Below are 15,224 nucleotides of genomic sequence, written 5' to 3' on the forward strand. Positions count from 1 at the left end.
ATGGCTGGAACAGGACTGTTCATCACACTCGAAGGCGGTGAGGGCGCGGGGAAATCCACGCAGGCCCACCTTCTGGCCGAAGCCCTGCGCGCGGAGGGGCATACGGTTCTTCTGACGCGGGAGCCCGGTGGCACGCCGGGCGCGGAAGAAATCCGTAATCTGCTGTTGTTTGGGAAAGTTGATCTGTCCTGGCGGGCGGAAATCCTGATGCACATGGCGGCACGTTCGGACCATCTGGACAATGCCATTCTCCCGGCTCTGGATCGCGGTGAGATCGTGGTCTGTGACCGGTTTCATGATTCGACGCTGGCCTATCAGGGCCATGGTGTCGGTCAGAGTGCGCCGGAGGTTCTGGCGTTTTTGAATGGTGCGCGCAAACTCGTGAATTTCGAGCCGGATCTGACGCTCATGCTGGAACTGCCTCGGGCCGAGGCGCTCGCACGTCTTCGTGCGCGGGGCGGGCAGACGGACCGTTACGAAGGTCAGGCGGAAGCGTTTCACGAGCGCGTTTTGGCCGGGTTCGACGCGATTGCGTCAGCTGATCCGGGGCGCGTGAAACGTGTGGATGCGGGACAGACGCCGGAAGCCGTCAGTGCAGCGCTTCTACAAGCGGTACAGAACCGCGTGATGGTTCAGGGCGTGTGAGCGACCCGCGTCACACTTTGGGTCTGTACGGTCATGACGAGGCGGAAACGACGTTTCGGCAGGCTCTGGCCAGCGGCAAGCTCCATCATGCCTGGCTGATCTGCGGTCCGGCAGGGATTGGCAAGGCAACGCTGGCCTTCCGTCTGGCCCGACTGCTGCTGAATGCGGAAAATCCGGACTCGGCACCAGCGCGGCGCATCGCAGCCTCCACACACGGGGACCTGCTGGAAATCTCGCGGGCCGTGGACGAGAAAAAAGGCCGTTTGCGCGGGGAAATTACGGCAGCAGATGTCCGTCCTGTCCAGACCTTCCTGCATCACACAGCGACCGAAGGCGGCTGGCGCGTGGTGATCGTGGACGGCGCGGAATATCTGAACCGGTTCGCAGCCAACGCCCTGCTCAAGATCCTTGAAGAACCGCCTCCGCGCTGCGTTCTGCTGCTGACGACGTCTGCTCCGGGTGCGCTCCTGCCTACGATCCGCAGCCGGTGCCGCATGCTCACGCTGTCTGCGCTGTCCGACGCGGATATGCGCGCCGCCTTGCCCGGCATCTCTGTCGATGTGCTGGCGCGCGCGCATGGATCACCGGGTCGTGCGCTCTTTCTCTCGCACGACCGGGACGGGGCGATTGCAGCATTTGTGGCGGAAATCCTCGGCGGACAGGTGCGTGCGTCGGCAACCATGGCCCTGAGCGAACGTATTGCAAAAGAAGCGGAAGGTTTCGCATTGCTCTGCGATTTGCTAGGCGAAGGACTGGCAGACCGTGCGCGCTCGGCAGCGCGACGCGGGGAACTTGCAAAGGCCGATCTGGCGGCGCGGCAGTGTTCTGAACTGGACACGTTAAGGCGTCAGACCGAAGGCTTCAATCTGGACAAGGCCCAGGCCATCCGTCAGGCAGCGGAACTCGCTTCCGGCAGTTGAGATGGTCAGGGCGTTATGAAACGAGTGGACATGACGCGGCGCTTCACCATCACGACCCCGATCTTTTATGTGAACGGCGCTCCGCATATCGGGCATGCCTACACCTCCATCGCGGCCGACGTTCTGGCGCGCTTTCATCGCCTGAATGGCGAAGAGGTCCTGTTCGTCAGCGGGACGGACGAGCACGGCCAGAAGGTCGAGCAGACCGCTGTTGCCAAGGGTATGGACCCGCAGGCCTATGCCGACGAGGTTTCGGCCTCCTTCCGCCAGATGCAGAAGGACATGGCGATCTCGACCGACGAATTCATCCGCACCACCGAGGAGCGTCACAAGGGCGCGGCCAAGGCGCTGTGGGAGAAGGTGGCGGCGAACGGGCATATCTATCTGGGCGCTTATGAAGGCTGGTATTCCACCCGAGATGAAGCCTTCATCGGCGAAGACGAGCTGGTCAAGAAGCCCGACGGAACATTCGTGGCCCCATCCGGTGCGCCAGTCGAGCGCGTCAAGGAGCCGTCCTATTTCTTCCGTCTGTCCGATTTTCAGGACCGCCTCCTGAAGCTGTATGAAGACAATCCCGACTTCATCGGTCCCGTCGGCCCGCGTCGTGAGATTGAGAGCTTTGTGCGTCAGGGGCTGCGCGACCTGTCTGTCAGCCGCACCAGCTTCAAATGGGGCGTGCCGGTTCCAAACGATCCGGATCATGTCATGTATGTCTGGTTTGACGCGCTGGCGAATTACCTGACGGCAGTGGGCTATCCGGATCTTGATGATCCACGAGCCAAATTCTGGCCTGCGGACATTCATGTCGTCGGCAAGGAAATCGCGCGCTTCCATTGCGTGTACTGGCCGGCGTTCCTGATGGCAGCTGGCATCGATCTGCCGAAAAGCGTCTTTGCCCATGGCTGGTGGACGGTCGAGGGCGAGAAGATGAGCAAGTCTCTCGGCAATGTCCTTGATCCGAAGGCTCTAGCCGACGAGTTCGGACTGGATGCGCTGCGCTTCTTCCTGATGCGCGAAGTGCCGTTCGGTGGCGATTCCAATTTCAGCCGCCGTTCCATGATCACGCGGACGAATGTCGAACTCGCCAACGATCTTGGTAATCTGTGCCAGCGCACACTGAGCCAGGTGGCCCGCAATCTGGGCGGCGTTCTGCCCGAACGCGGTACGCTGACCGAAGACGATCAGGCCATGCTGGCGATGGCAACGCTGTTGCCGACGATCATGTCCGAACAGATCGAACGCAAGGCGATTACCGACGCGCTGGAGGAAGTCTGGAAGGTCATCCGCGCCGCCAACTCCTACATCGACCGTCAGGCCCCCTGGGCTCTGAAAAAGATCGATCCTGAGCGGATGGCCGATGTGCTGCGCGTTCTCGTGGACGTGATCCGTGGTATCGCGACCATGCTTCAGCCTTTCATGCCGGACACGATGGATAAGATGCTCACGCAGCTTGGCGTGCAGGGTGACGAGCGGACATTCGCCGCTCTTGAGACGCTGCTCCCGGCTGGCCGCACACTTCCCAAGCCCGAAGGCCTGTTTCCGCGCTTCGTCGAGGAAGAGGCATGACAGGACTGATCGACACGCATTGTCATCTGGACAAGCTTGACGATCTCGCGCCTGCTTTCGAGCAGGCGCGGGAAGCGGGGCTGTCCGGAATGATCACGATAGGGACGCGGTTTTCCAAAGCAGACACGCAGATTGCCCTGACGCAGCACGATACGCCGGATTTGCGGATCTGGTGCGCGATTGGCATCCACCCCGATTATGCGGGTGAGGAGCGTCTGCCGTCGGTTGAGGAGCTTGTTGCCAAAACCGAAACGCCTTGCGTCGTGGCAATCGGGGAGACCGGGCTGGATTATTTCCATAGCGGCGATGAGGCTAAACCTGCCCAGCATGCCGCCTTCCGCACCCATATCGCTGCTGCGCGCCAGACAGGGCTGCCGGTCGTCATCCATACCCGCAATGCCGATGACGACATGATTGCCATCCTGCGCGAGGAACATACCAAAGGCGCCTTTCCGTTCCTGATCCACTGCTTTGCGTCCGGCCCCAAACTGGCGGAAGCGGCTCTGGAACTGGGAGGTTATATCAGCTTTTCCGGCCTGCTGACCTTTCCGAAATGCGAGGAAATCCGCGAAGTCGCACGGATGGTGCCGGAAGATCGTCTGCTGGTTGAGACGGACAGCCCGTATCTTGCGCCCGTTCCGAAACGCGGAAAGCCCAACACGCCGGGTTATGTTGCGCATACGGCAGCACGTCTGGCAGAGGAACGTGGCGTTTCTCTAGCAGAAATCACCCGGATTACGACCGAAAATGCCCGCCGTCTGTTCACGAGGATCGCTGCATGAAGGTGACGATCCTGGGATGTGGCGGCTCCGCTGGCGTTCCCATGATCGGGGGCGAGGAGGGGTCACAGACGGGGATCTGGGGTGCCTGCGACCCCGCCGAGCCGCGCAACCGTCGCACCCGCTCCTCAATCGTGATCGAAGGCGAGGGCGGGTTTCGGCTTCTCGTGGACTCAGGGCCGGATTTTCGGGATCAGATGCTGAATTGTGGCCTGAGCCATGTTCATGCGGTCCTCTATACACATCCGCATAGCGATCACATCGGCGGTCTGGACGAATTGCGCGCCATCAACCGCGTGATCGGAACGCCGCTGCCATTGCTGGCGACACAGGATGTGCTTGAAGAGCTGCGCCTGCGCTATGCCTATGCATTCGCGCCATGGAAAGGGCCGGATTTCTATCGCCCGGTCTTTGATGAGCGGATTGTACAGGCTGGAGAGACGGTTTCGTTCCGCGGATTGAATGCCCGGATTTTCGAACAGCGCCACGGGCGGATCATGTCTCTGGGCGTACGCTGCGGTAATTTTGCCTACAGCACGGATGTCGAAACACTTTCGGACGAGGCCCTGTCGCTGCTCGAAGGGGTGCAGACCTGGATTGTGGACTGTTTCCAGTACGACCCGCACCCCGCCCATGCCTGGCTCGAACGCGTGCTGGAATGGCGCGAGCGTCTTGGCGTAGAGCACGTCATTTTGACCCATATGGGCCCGGACATGGACTATCAGATCTTGTGCAACACGCTGCCCGAGGATGTTGAGCCTGCCTATGACGGAATGGTTCTCGAACTTCAAGCTTAATGGACCGGGCTGTCTGGTGAGAGAGCACTCTGCCCTGTTGCGTGCGGGAGTGGTTCAGCTGGAGGAAGCGAGGGATTGAGCGGATATCGTTTTCCGTCAAACCGCATGCGGCTTAGGACGAGGGCAGGGTGCCCATCTGGCAACTGTCCAGAATAGGAAATTTCGAGATCGTGCCAGCCATGAGACAGAACGGGCAGGATACGAACCGGCAGATGAACCAGTGTCATGCGTGACAGAAGTTTCCATTTGCCTGCATGCCCTGTGAGAATGAAAAGTGTGCAGCCACCGCTTGCTCCACACCAGCTGTTGTCCCGGGAATAGACAAGATATTGCTGCGTCTGACCTGTTGCATCCAGCGCGACTTCTGCTCCCTGATAATGGGATAATCCGAGCTTCGTCTTTATGACGTCCTGTATGTCGGGGCGAGGTTGTGCTGCACCCCGTCGATGAAACACAAACAGGGCGCACAAAAGGCAGACGAAAAATATTTTCATGTTTTTGAAGGACCGGGCAGGGCGCATTGCCCGATCCTTCAAAGATCAGAACGTCATCATCGCACCGGCCGACATCGTATGGTCGCTCTCATGTGCGATGCCGTGGGCGTCCGATTCCGTATGGGCATATTCGCCCACAAGCGTGAACCAGTCCGTCAGGTTGTAATAGACTGCTCCGACTTCCGACTGGTTGCGGCGGACCATGGACGGATTGTCTTCACCGGGAGCCTGATAGAGATTGCTGACGCCATAGCTACCGACAACCTTGAGCTTCGGCAGGATCTTATAGGCCGCCTGAACGTAGTAGCCTTCCGAATCACGCTTGCGCCCCTGCGCCGAGACACCGTCGAAGAAAAGGCCCGTCGTGCCGAGGCCGCTGCCATAGTAATAATACGCCACGCCCTCAAACGGACCGCGCGAAAGCTTGACGCCCACGTCTCCCGCTTCGACCGTCGTACCCTTGCGGCTGTTGCTGCCAAGGGTCGCACTGGTCAGATTCTGCTGGTGCTGAACGAGGAAGCTGGTCCAGAAACGTGTCGTAAATCCGGCGATATTGCCGTCGTAGGTGACCTTGCCCTGAAGCATGGGCGAACTGTGCTGGGTCGTCGTCGCGGAAAGGCCGCCGCCTGCGAAGTTATATTCGTCAAGCGGTGTCATCACACCGACGGAAGCCTGAAAGCCTTTCCATTTCGGTGAGATATAGGTGATCTGCGGAAGCCAGTCGGTATAGACGTAACCGACGCCAATGCGGCCGAGAGACGTATTGGCCGGGTTGGCGTTGCTGCCGGTGCTGCCAACGCTAAGAAGCGTGGCGTCGTTCAGGATGGCATCCGATGCAAACAGCGCAATATCACGACCCAGCTTGACAGTACCGAGTTCGTCGGTTCCCGCAGTCATGAAAACCTGACGGAAATCGAGACCGGCTGTTCCAAGGCCCACCGGGCTGCCGCCGGAATTGGCGTTGAAAGTACTGGGGTCGTTGTTGTTGATACCGGGATACATGCCGAACACGGCACCCAGCTTGATGCCTTCCTGTACCGTGTTCAGCTTCAGGATCAGACCACCCGGCAGAAGGCCGTTACGGACGGAAGATGAGTCGAACCCGCTGCTACCGGTGGAAACGCCGCCCGCGACAGGGCGGCCGCCGCTGGGACTGTTATAGGTATAGTACGCGTTGACGAAGCCGGAAATGTTGATGTCGATCTGGCCTGCCTGAATCGTAACGCCTTTGCCCGCAACATACGGCTTCACGCGCACGATGCTGTCCGGATTATATGCCCGCCGCGCTTCCATCAGGGAGTTGCGAGCGTCCTGTGCGCTGGCCGAGGCTTCCATGGCGGCACGGCGCGCTGCGGAGACTGCGGCAATTGTCGTCACGTCAGGTGGAGTATCAAGGCTGCTGCCTTCGTTCTGGGGTCCATAGCGCATGTAACGGTTGCGATGGCGTGCGGGTGCCGGGGATGCTCCGTCGTCGTCACGTTGCAGCGAGGGGTGCGCGTGATGCTGGTGATGTGACAGCAGTACGTTGTATTCCGAACGGCTCAGGCTGCCCTTGGCGCGAAGGATGTCGAGCAGTTCCGTATAATCATCAGCCCGTGCGATGGTCGGGAGGGCGGAGAGTACAGCAACGCAGAATGTGCTTCCCAGAAGACTCAGGCGGCACAGGGACATAGATGACATATAAACAGCCGCTCCCGCGGATATACCGGTGATCGAGTATGTGCTCTCACCGGCAGAAATGGACTACACCGCTTTTCCTAGCGCGAATTGAGACATTCTTCGCAACAATAGGATGTGTTCTCACAAAAAAGTCAGAAATTTAGAGTTCCCAGATATATAAGTTGGCATAATATATCTTATACGACATGCATGTGTTGCAGATCCCGCCTCTGATTCATGTTGGATTTCAAGTCTTTCAACTTGTGCCCAACGCATTGAACCCATCGGATTTCAAATTTATCCCTATGGCAAAATGCCCCAGAACACTATTGCCCCAGATTTTTGGCGCCTTTGAAGCGGATTTTTGAGATGCGGATCGTGTTCCTGGTGACTGATCTGATACCTATGGCAAAGTGCCATGAATAAGATTTATGGCACTTTGCCACTAGAAAACTTTGGTCTGGTGATCTTATGGCAAAATGCCACTACGGCTAGATGATGGCATTTTGCCATAGACATCTCTCCTCTTTACCTCCGTGGGTTTCTGCCGTTACGCAGGATCTTCCTCCCCTGCATCACTGAGGCTGCATGACCGAGATCCTTCCTGCTTCCCCCGTCATTGAACCGTTTGTTCCCTCAAGACAACGTGAACTCTGGGGGCATCCCATCGGGTTGTGGGTTCTGACGCTGACGGAGGGCTGGGTCGGATTTTCGCTTTATGGCATGCAGGCCATCCTTGCGCTTTATCTCACGGATCATCTGCTTCAGCCCGACCATTCCGGACATGTATTTGGTCTGGCGCCGCTTGAGGCGTTTGTCTCGGCTTTATATGCGCCAGTTGGACCGAGGGCGCTGGCGGGAGCGATTACGGGGCTTTTTCTGGCTCTGATCTATGCCACCCCTCTTCTCGGTGGTTTTCTTGCAGACCGTGTCCTGGGTCAGACAAAAACCATTCTGTTCGGAGCCGTCCTGATGACGGTGGGCCATTTCCTGCTGTCATTCGACTGGAGTTTCGTGCTGGCGCTGGGTTTTCTGCTCGCAGGTCTTGGCATGGCAGGAGGATTGCGGGCGCAGGTTGGCGCGCTTTATGCCCTGGGCGACCGGAGACGTTCGGACGCCTATCAGATCTACATGATGGGACTTCAGGTTGCCGTCATCGTGTCGCCGATATTATGTGCAAGCCTGGCGCAGATCGAATGGCACTGGGGTTTTTTGGCCGCGGGCGTTGGTATGCTGATCGGGCTCGTCGTCTATCTTTTCGGGCGCCGCTGGCTTCCTGCCTCTGACCTTACCGTCCATCTGAAGCCTCATGATGCGAACATTTCAAAACGCACACGCCCTGCCCTGACGTCACAGGAAAAAAAGACGGTATGGCTGCTTCTGGCGCTTGTGCCGGTTATGGCAGTTGGAGCTGTCCCGAACTCCGAAATTTTTGACGGTTATCTGCTCTGGGGACGCGAGCATTTCCAGCTTCGTCTTTTGGGGCACGAAATGCCGGTCAGCGATTTGATTTCCTTGGACGGCTTCATCAGTACCCTATGTGCTGTGGCTGTCCTGTGGTTCTGGAAAGCCTATTCCCGGCGGCGGCAGGATCTTTCCGAGATTACGAAAGTCGCACTCGGCACTTTTATCGGGGCATTCGGTCCCCTGCTGCTGGCTTTGGGCTCATGGATCAGCCCGGGCCTACATCAAGTCAGCCTGCTTTGGGGGCTGGCCTTTCACATCGTTAATGATATCGGCTTTTCGATGAGTTATGCGATCGGAATGGCCCTTTTTTCCCGGGCTGCTCCCGTGAGCGTCAACACCATCCTCGTGGCCTGCTTTTCGCTGCATCTGTTTCTCTCCAATCTTCTGATTGGAAAGCTCGCAACACTTCTGGGTCGTATTTCCGACGTTTCGTTCTGGCTGCTACACTCTGGAGCCGCTCTGCTGGCGGCGGTCATTCTTGGGTTCTGCGCGCTCCGGTTCCGGGAACTGTTGGCTCCCGAAAAAGAGACCCCGCCCCCGGCTCTTTAAGGCGGCGAAACCAGATGACGCATCTCCGCGGCGGAGGCCGTTGAGATCGCGTCTCCGTCTAGCGTGCGGACTGTGACAGGCATCAGAAGCCCGTCTGCCCTTTTCTTGCTGCGCTGGATGATAAGGCGCTGAACGATGGGATAATCCCGGATCAGCTTTTCGAAAACCGGTCGCGGAATGGCCAGTAGATGGCTGAACTGAAGGGAGCGGACAGTTCCGGGCATGACGTCGTTGCGGATGACGGAGGCAGCCCCGATCAGATCTCCACTACCGAACAGGATCTCCTGCTCAGCCAGATTGACTTCAGCCAACCCCGCGACCTGAGCGTAAACGACACGAACGCGCTGGCCCCGTTTGAACAGCACTTCTCCGGGTGAGACGAAGTGCATCGAAACCTTGGAGGACAGCTTTTGCAGCACACTGTCAGGAACGCCATTGAAAGCCGGAAAAGCCCGGAGGCGCTGTTCGATGCCGCTTTTCAGATTAAAACGTAGCGGCGCATCAAGCCGTGCCCGCTGACGTTCGATCTCACGATGCAGTTCGCGATGAAGCTCTTCGGAAATCAGGCTGTCGGCTTCAAGAGCATCATATTCTTCATCTTCGAGACGTAGGGCGATTTGCCGCAGGATGCGGCTTTCCAGAGCTTCGGAATAGCCGGAATAATGCAGGCGAAGTGTCTCAAGCGCATCATCCAGCAGTTTGCGCTGACGGCCGAGCACTTCAGCCACGATTTCCGTGATACGCGGACCGAGTGTGGGTTCCATACGCTGGCGAACGAAGCGCTGAAGCGAAAGCGAGACGAGATGCGCAATGATGAGCATCTCGAACCGCTCCATCATGCAGTTCGTCAGGGGCTCATCAATATGCAGACGACTATGAAGTTCCTGCGCGATCCGAAAGCGGAGTGAAGGTTGAAGACGCCGTTTAAGCGCGCGCACATAGCCATAACGCCCTTCCAGTCTGGCACCATCCGCCATGGATTCCGCTGTTCTCAGCAATGTTTCCATCACACGGCGAGACAGACCCTGAATCCGGAACAGGTCCAACAGCAGGGAACGTTCCTGATTGGCGATGGTAATCAGGGCGATGTTGACGCGGTTACGGTCACTCAGGGCGGATTCAAAATTATTGGCCGCCCTCTCCTTCTCTGCGCGACGTTCAAGACGGCTGATAACGCCAGCGCGTGTCTGTTCGCTAAACCCGAGTTCTTCAGACAACTCCCGCGTCCGTTCGGCGACTTCCCCCAGACCAATTCCCACGATCTGCTGACGAATGGCCTGATCGATGGGGGAAAGCTGATCCAGTTTGAAGAACAGGACCAGAGCCCGCAGCGTTGTGCCGTTGATCAGAAGCGTAATGAGAACGAAGCCTGTGGCGATGATACCGACGAAATGGGCCACAGGGCTGGAAACGCTCTGATTTTCTGTCACGGCCAAGGCAAGAGCAAGCGTGATAGCACCGCGAATGCCACCCCAGGCCATCGTGGCCTTGAAGGGATTGGGAACAGGCGGCGACAGTTTTGTGATGGCCAGAAGAGGCAGCATGCCGAAAATCACGGCCGAGCGCGCGATCAGACCAGCCACACTCGCAATCAGGATCAGGACGAAATCCCACTTCGTCATGCCAATCAGCAGACGTGGAACCAGCATGGCCGCCAGAAGGAAGACGAGCGAACCAGCCCAGAAAACGAGCTGTTCCCACATCTCGTTCAGAAAACGCCAGACCTGCGGACGGAAGGTGGACGGCCCGTAAGCGGACACTGTCAGACCTGCCGCGGCCGTTGCCACAACCCCCGAAAAGCCGAGCATTTCATCGCACAGGATATAGACGGCATAAGGAAGCGCCAGCGTCAGCGTGACTTCCGAAGCCGCCGACCCGCCCAGTCCTGCAATCAGCAGCAATGTCAGGCGCGCCAGACAGACACCCACCACAATAGCCCCGATAAAGGCCGTCATAAAGTCCATCAGGGCTTCGGTTGGATGGATCTGGTGATGAGAGGTGACGGCGGCGAGCAGGATCGAGAAGATCGAAATGGCCGCAGCATCGTTCAGGAGCGCCTCTCCCTCGACGAGGCGTGTCAGGCGGGATGCCGCGCCGATTTCGCGGAAAATTCCGGCCACGGCGGACGGATCGGTCGTGGCGACGATGGAGCCCAGAAGCAGGCAGACAACAAGGCTCTGTTTGGCAAAAGGATAAAGCGCAAAGCCGATCGTAGCCGTGGACACAATGACCGCCACGACCGCCAGCAGCAGGACAGTCGCCGTTTCATGGGCCAGACGGCGCACATCAATGGCCATTGCACCCTGGAAAACCAGAATGGGCAGGAAAATCAGCAGGAACGCTTCGCTGTTGACCGGAAAATAGATCAATGCTTCCGCTGCGCCGTCCAGAAGATCGGTCGCAGAGGATCGGACGATCAGAGACGCAACCAGCCCCAGCCCGATCCCTGTCAGAGCCAGCAGAACCGCCTCTGAAATTTCAAGACGCTTCGCGAGAGGCTGAATGATGCTGACAAGCGTGAGCAGGAACGCAAGCGCTAGGAGTACGGCTGCCAGTCCTGTCACCATCATCGTTGTCTCGGCTCTTTCATCAGATCGTCCGCAGACGAGGTGGTATATTTCAGGTTGAGGTAGATTCTTCGGAGACGGCGTCAAGCCAGTGCCGGACCTGCCCTTCCGGGTCTGAATGGCCGATGAAATCGCTCATCACAGCCACCGTATCCGCTCCGGCTTCAAGGCACTCCGTCAGCCGTGGCACCGTGAGGCCTCCGATCGCCACCAGCGGCACATCTCCGCACAGCTCCCGCCATTCCGCCAGTTGCTTCAGGCCCCTACCCGTCAGCTTCACGCCCCGAAGCTCCGTAGACCAGACAGGACCAAAGGAAATGTAATCCGGCTTGCAGGCCAGAGCCGTTTCCAGTTCCTGACGGGTATGGGTCGAGATACCAAATCTGATACCTGAGGTCCGGATCGCCTCCAGGTCAGCGGTTTCCAGATCTTCCGGTCCAAGATGCAGCCACTCATAACCCAGTTCGATGGCAGTCTGCCAGTAGCGGTTCAACGCGAGAGACACATTGAAACGTGCCGCAAGTTCCTGAGCCAGCAAAGCCTGCGCCCGAACGTCCTCTTCGGATAGATCCCGGAGATAGAGTTCAATGAATCGCAGTCCGGCTCCGCCAAGCCGTTCCACCCAGCGGGGCTGGTCAACAACGGCGTAAATCTGGGACGGAAGGGAAGACATGACATTCATACTCCACAGGGCCTGCTGGCAAGGGCGAGCCTTTTGAGATCGAGCAACACTGTTACAGTTCAGGCTCTACGCGTCCAGAGGTGCGACATCGTTATCAACGTCCTGTTTTCACAAGCGTTCCTGCAAAATGGAAATCAGTGTTTCTGCAGGATGAGATGGACGGATTCCGGCCATGCGCTCGGTCTGACAGCGGCACGAAAATCCTGTGGCGAGAACCGGTGTCTCAACTTTCCTGGCCCAGTTCTGCTCGAACATTTCTCGCGACATTCCGGCATGTTCCTTCTGATGCCCAAACAGCCCGGCCATGCCACAACAGCCTGATTTCCCGGCCTCCACCGGCACACCATAATGCTGGAGGACAAAAGCCCAGTCTCCGGCACTTTCCGGTCGGGCGGCCTGTTCCGTGCAATGCGAAATCACGGTCATTCGGGGCCTGTCGCGACTAGCCGGAAGCGGTTGCACGGCTCCCTGCCCGATCTGTTGCCGTAGAAAAACCTCCAGCGGAAGAACTGCTGGTATCGGGCTGTTTCCTGCCACTTCCCGGTATTCCTGCGTGAACATGAGACCAGTTGCTGCATCCAACGACACGACAGAAATATCGAACTCCGCCAATGCCCTCAATTTCTTCAGGGTCGCGCGCCCCGTCACGCCAAAGCCTTTGCGAAACCCCAGAACATGACGCGCTTTGCCATTGTCCCAGACAGGCGTGACTTTCGCATCGAACCCAAGCTGCGTCAGGAGAGCATGAACCTTCTCAACAAGCCCCCCATCAAAGCTGCCGGTGAAGGAATCCTGCATCACGATTACAGCGCGCGGATTGCTCCGGTTGCGTTGCAGCCACGACCGGCTGACCTGACTGCCCGCCTTGAGCTGCGCCGGTCGCAGATGCGGAAGATCCACCAGCCTCAGCTGGGACAGAACGGCTTGCGATACGGGGTTGTGCATCAGGAAGTTGGCGAGCTTGGGAGTTGTTCGTCCTGCGGCCAGAAGCGGCTCCAGCCAGTACACAATATAATCCCTGACGGGTCTGCGGTTCTCACGAAAATAGGTTGAAAGAAACTTGGAACGCATGGACGGAATATCCACGCGGATCGGGCATTGCATGGCACAGGCTTTGCACGACAGGCAGGTGTCCAGCGAGACCTTAAGCTCTTCTGTCAAGGCAGGAAGCATCCCTCGATCAGGAGCATCTTCCGGTAAAGAGCGCAGTCTGGCCCAGCTTCGAAGCAGCAGGGCGCGGCCTTTCGGAGACTGCGAGCGGTCTTTCGTGATCTTGTAAGACGGGCACATGGCCATGTCCGGCTCGCGGTTGAAGCAGGCACCATTGCCGTTGCAGCTTACGGACAGGCCGTAAGATTCACGCAGCGAAGGTGTGATCTCCTCGTCAAACCCGCCTTTAAAAGGGATGCCATCAATCCGGTCGACTGGATAACCCGCTCCACCTGGAGCCAGCTTGCCGCGATTAAAAATATCTTTGGGATCAAAGACATCCTTGATGCGGCACAGTTCTGCAAAAAGAGTTTCGCCGAAAAATAGCGGCGAAAATTCCCCGCGGAACCCCCGACCGTGTTCCCCCCAGAGCAGACCGCCATGTCGTTTCGTCAACTCAGCCACGGCATCAGAAATTGGCCGGATCAGAGCCCGGTCTTCAGCCGTCAGCATGTCCAGAAAAGGCCGGACATGCAGGCATCCGACGTCCGCATGTCCAAACATGCCATAAGACAAGCCATACCCATCCAGAATGTCGCGGAACTCGCTGACATATTCGGGCAGAACCTCGGGGGGGACTGCTGTATCCTCGACGAAAGGAACACCCTGCCTGTGACCGTCCGGACGCCCGAGCAGACCCACAGATTTTTCCCGGAGGGTCCAGAGGTTCGCAATAATTTCCGGATCAGAAACTGCTTTATGGTCAATGGGTTTGTGAGGAGAGCTTTCAAGAAGTCCAACAGCATGAGCCATCTGCTCTTTCAGGACTTCCAGATCGTCTCCCACGAATTCGACGAAGCTCATCCCCTTGACCGGAAGAGCTGACGTATTGCCCAGAACGCGTTCAAGGGCGTGCCATGTCACGTCCTGCTGGGCCTTGGCGAGAACACGGTCATCCAGCACTTCAACGGCGGAGGGGTTGGCAGGCAAAAGAGTCTGGACGTCCCGTAGGGTCTCATTGAAGCTGGCATAGCGGACGACGATAAGCTGACGGTATTTCGGCAGTCGTCTGACGCGCAGAACGACTTTCTTGGTCAGGGCAAGCGTGCCTTCCGATCCCGCCAGCAGTCGTGCGAGATGAAAGCTCCCGTCTTCGAGCAGGATGTTCTGAAGATTGTATCCGGTCAGACCTCGGTTCATGTCCGGGAAAACACGCTGGATCTCTTCCGCACGCTCCGTGACGACCCGATGGACTTCACGATAAGCCCGGACGGCAAGCCCGGTTCCGGTCATTGCGCCTTGCAGCTTGTCAGCAGTCAGCTGACCAACCGCAAGATCGCTTCCATCCGCAAGAACGACATCCATCGCCTCGATATAGTCGGATGTCCTGCCATAGATTCTTGAGCCTTTGCCGGACGCATCCGTCGCAATCATGCCGCCAATCGTCGCGCGCGTAGCGGTTGAGACGGTTGGCGGAAAGAAAAAACCATGGGGCTTCAGAAAGGCGTTGAGCCGCGCCAGAATAACCCCTGGTTCAACGGTGACCGTGCCTGCCTCGGCATCGAAATCGAGGATCCGGTCCAGATGACGTGAAACGTCAACCACGACGCCATCGGTCAGGGACTGGCCGTTGGTGCCAGTGCCGCCGCCCCGGATTGCGAGCGTCAGATCCCCGTCGGAAGCGGCTCTTGTCGCTCGGTTGAGGTCCTCGCCGGTGCGCGGGTGAATGACGGCAGCCGGGAGACGCTGATAAATGCTGTTGTCGGTGGAAGAAATCAGCCGCGAGGAAACCCGCAGGTCGATATCACCTTCAAAGCCCTGCTCGTTCAGTCTTCTGACGAAAGCTTCACGAAGGGCGATTTCGGGAGCGCTGGGGGAAAGGCCTGAATTTCCGGCTGGTGTTCCGGATATTGCGTCTCCACCCATCTTTACGTCCCTCTTAGTGTTTCA

At 58.1% G+C, this 15,224-nt stretch carries 11 protein-coding genes; 6 read left to right on the forward strand and 5 right to left on the reverse strand.

Annotated elements, in window-relative coordinates:
* From tmk to JK213_RS06380, 5 genes are read left to right on the forward strand one after another with little or no spacing between them, the layout of a single operon-like run.
* Positions 1–645, forward strand: a complete 645-nt coding sequence (gene tmk, locus JK213_RS06360; protein WP_194262036.1) for a dTMP kinase — start codon at positions 1–3, stop codon at positions 643–645.
* Complete coding sequence (locus JK213_RS06365) at positions 642–1,565, forward strand: DNA polymerase III subunit delta' (RefSeq protein WP_194262035.1); 924 nt, start codon at positions 642–644, stop codon at positions 1,563–1,565. The genes tmk and JK213_RS06365 overlap by 4 nt, the downstream gene beginning before the upstream one ends.
* A 30-nt stretch (positions 1,566–1,595) precedes the next feature.
* Entirely contained in the window at positions 1,596–3,131 is a 1,536-nt protein-coding gene (metG, locus tag JK213_RS06370) for a methionine--tRNA ligase (protein WP_194262034.1), read from the forward strand.
* Positions 3,128–3,913, forward strand: a complete 786-nt coding sequence (locus JK213_RS06375; protein WP_194262033.1) for a TatD family hydrolase — start codon at positions 3,128–3,130, stop codon at positions 3,911–3,913. The genes metG and JK213_RS06375 overlap by 4 nt, the downstream gene beginning before the upstream one ends.
* On the forward strand, positions 3,910–4,707 hold the full coding sequence (locus JK213_RS06380) for an MBL fold metallo-hydrolase (RefSeq protein WP_194262032.1): 798 nt from the start codon (positions 3,910–3,912) through the stop codon (positions 4,705–4,707). The genes JK213_RS06375 and JK213_RS06380 overlap by 4 nt, the downstream gene beginning before the upstream one ends.
* On the opposite strand, the gene JK213_RS06385 is transcribed toward JK213_RS06380, so the two are convergent.
* Complete coding sequence (locus JK213_RS06385) at positions 4,704–5,201, reverse strand: hypothetical protein (protein ID WP_211571307.1); 498 nt, start codon at positions 5,199–5,201, stop codon at positions 4,704–4,706. The genes JK213_RS06380 and JK213_RS06385 overlap by 4 nt on opposite strands.
* Before the next feature lie 45 nt (positions 5,202–5,246).
* Positions 5,247–6,872: a porin gene (locus JK213_RS06390; protein WP_194262205.1), complete on the reverse strand. Its 1,626-nt coding sequence runs from the start codon at positions 6,870–6,872 to the stop codon at positions 5,247–5,249.
* Between the two features lie 576 nt (positions 6,873–7,448).
* On the opposite strand from JK213_RS06390, the gene JK213_RS06395 reads away from it, so the two are divergent.
* Positions 7,449–8,876, forward strand: coding sequence for a peptide MFS transporter (locus JK213_RS06395; protein ID WP_194262030.1), 1,428 nt, complete (start codon positions 7,449–7,451; stop codon positions 8,874–8,876).
* Here JK213_RS06395 and JK213_RS06400 read toward each other — a convergent pair.
* The 3 genes from JK213_RS06400 to JK213_RS06410 form a co-directional block, all read right to left on the reverse strand.
* On the reverse strand, positions 8,873–11,446 hold the full coding sequence (locus JK213_RS06400) for a cation:proton antiporter (RefSeq protein WP_194262029.1): 2,574 nt from the start codon (positions 11,444–11,446) through the stop codon (positions 8,873–8,875). The two genes, JK213_RS06395 and JK213_RS06400, sit on opposite strands and share 4 nt — an antisense overlap.
* A gap of 49 nt (positions 11,447–11,495) precedes the next feature.
* Positions 11,496–12,116: a thiamine phosphate synthase gene (locus JK213_RS06405; RefSeq protein ID WP_194262028.1), complete on the reverse strand. Its 621-nt coding sequence runs from the start codon at positions 12,114–12,116 to the stop codon at positions 11,496–11,498.
* A 117-nt stretch (positions 12,117–12,233) separates the two neighbouring features.
* Positions 12,234–15,200, reverse strand: a complete 2,967-nt coding sequence (locus JK213_RS06410; RefSeq protein ID WP_194262027.1) for an FAD-binding and (Fe-S)-binding domain-containing protein — start codon at positions 15,198–15,200, stop codon at positions 12,234–12,236.
* Between the last annotated feature and the right edge of the window lie 24 nt (positions 15,201–15,224).

This window comes from Gluconobacter sp. Dm-44, from assembly GCF_018256175.1.
Taxonomy (GTDB): Bacteria; Pseudomonadota; Alphaproteobacteria; order Acetobacterales; family Acetobacteraceae; genus Gluconobacter; species Gluconobacter cadivus.

Bases quoted from the DNA above. Each gene is read 5' to 3' on its own strand.
- JK213_RS06385 (WP_211571307.1), bottom strand. From the start codon at position 5,201: ATGAAAATATTTTTCGTCTGCCTTTTGTGCGCCCTGTTTGTGTTTCAT.
- JK213_RS06405 (WP_194262028.1), bottom strand. From the start codon at position 12,116: ATGTCTTCCCTTCCGTCCCAGATTTACGCCGTTGTTGACCAGCCCCGC.
- JK213_RS06400 (WP_194262029.1), bottom strand. From the start codon at position 11,446: ATGATGGTGACAGGACTGGCAGCCGTACTCCTAGCGCTTGCGTTCCTG.
- JK213_RS06390 (WP_194262205.1), bottom strand. From the start codon at position 6,872: ATGTCCCTGTGCCGCCTGAGTCTTCTGGGAAGCACATTCTGCGTTGCT.
- metG (WP_194262034.1), top strand. From the start codon at position 1,596: ATGACGCGGCGCTTCACCATCACGACCCCGATCTTTTATGTGAACGGC.
- JK213_RS06410 (WP_194262027.1), bottom strand. From the start codon at position 15,200: ATGGGTGGAGACGCAATATCCGGAACACCAGCCGGAAATTCAGGCCTT.
- JK213_RS06375 (WP_194262033.1), top strand. From the start codon at position 3,128: ATGACAGGACTGATCGACACGCATTGTCATCTGGACAAGCTTGACGAT.
- tmk (WP_194262036.1), top strand. From the start codon at position 1: ATGGCTGGAACAGGACTGTTCATCACACTCGAAGGCGGTGAGGGCGCG.
- JK213_RS06380 (WP_194262032.1), top strand. From the start codon at position 3,910: ATGAAGGTGACGATCCTGGGATGTGGCGGCTCCGCTGGCGTTCCCATG.
- JK213_RS06395 (WP_194262030.1), top strand. From the start codon at position 7,449: ATGACCGAGATCCTTCCTGCTTCCCCCGTCATTGAACCGTTTGTTCCC.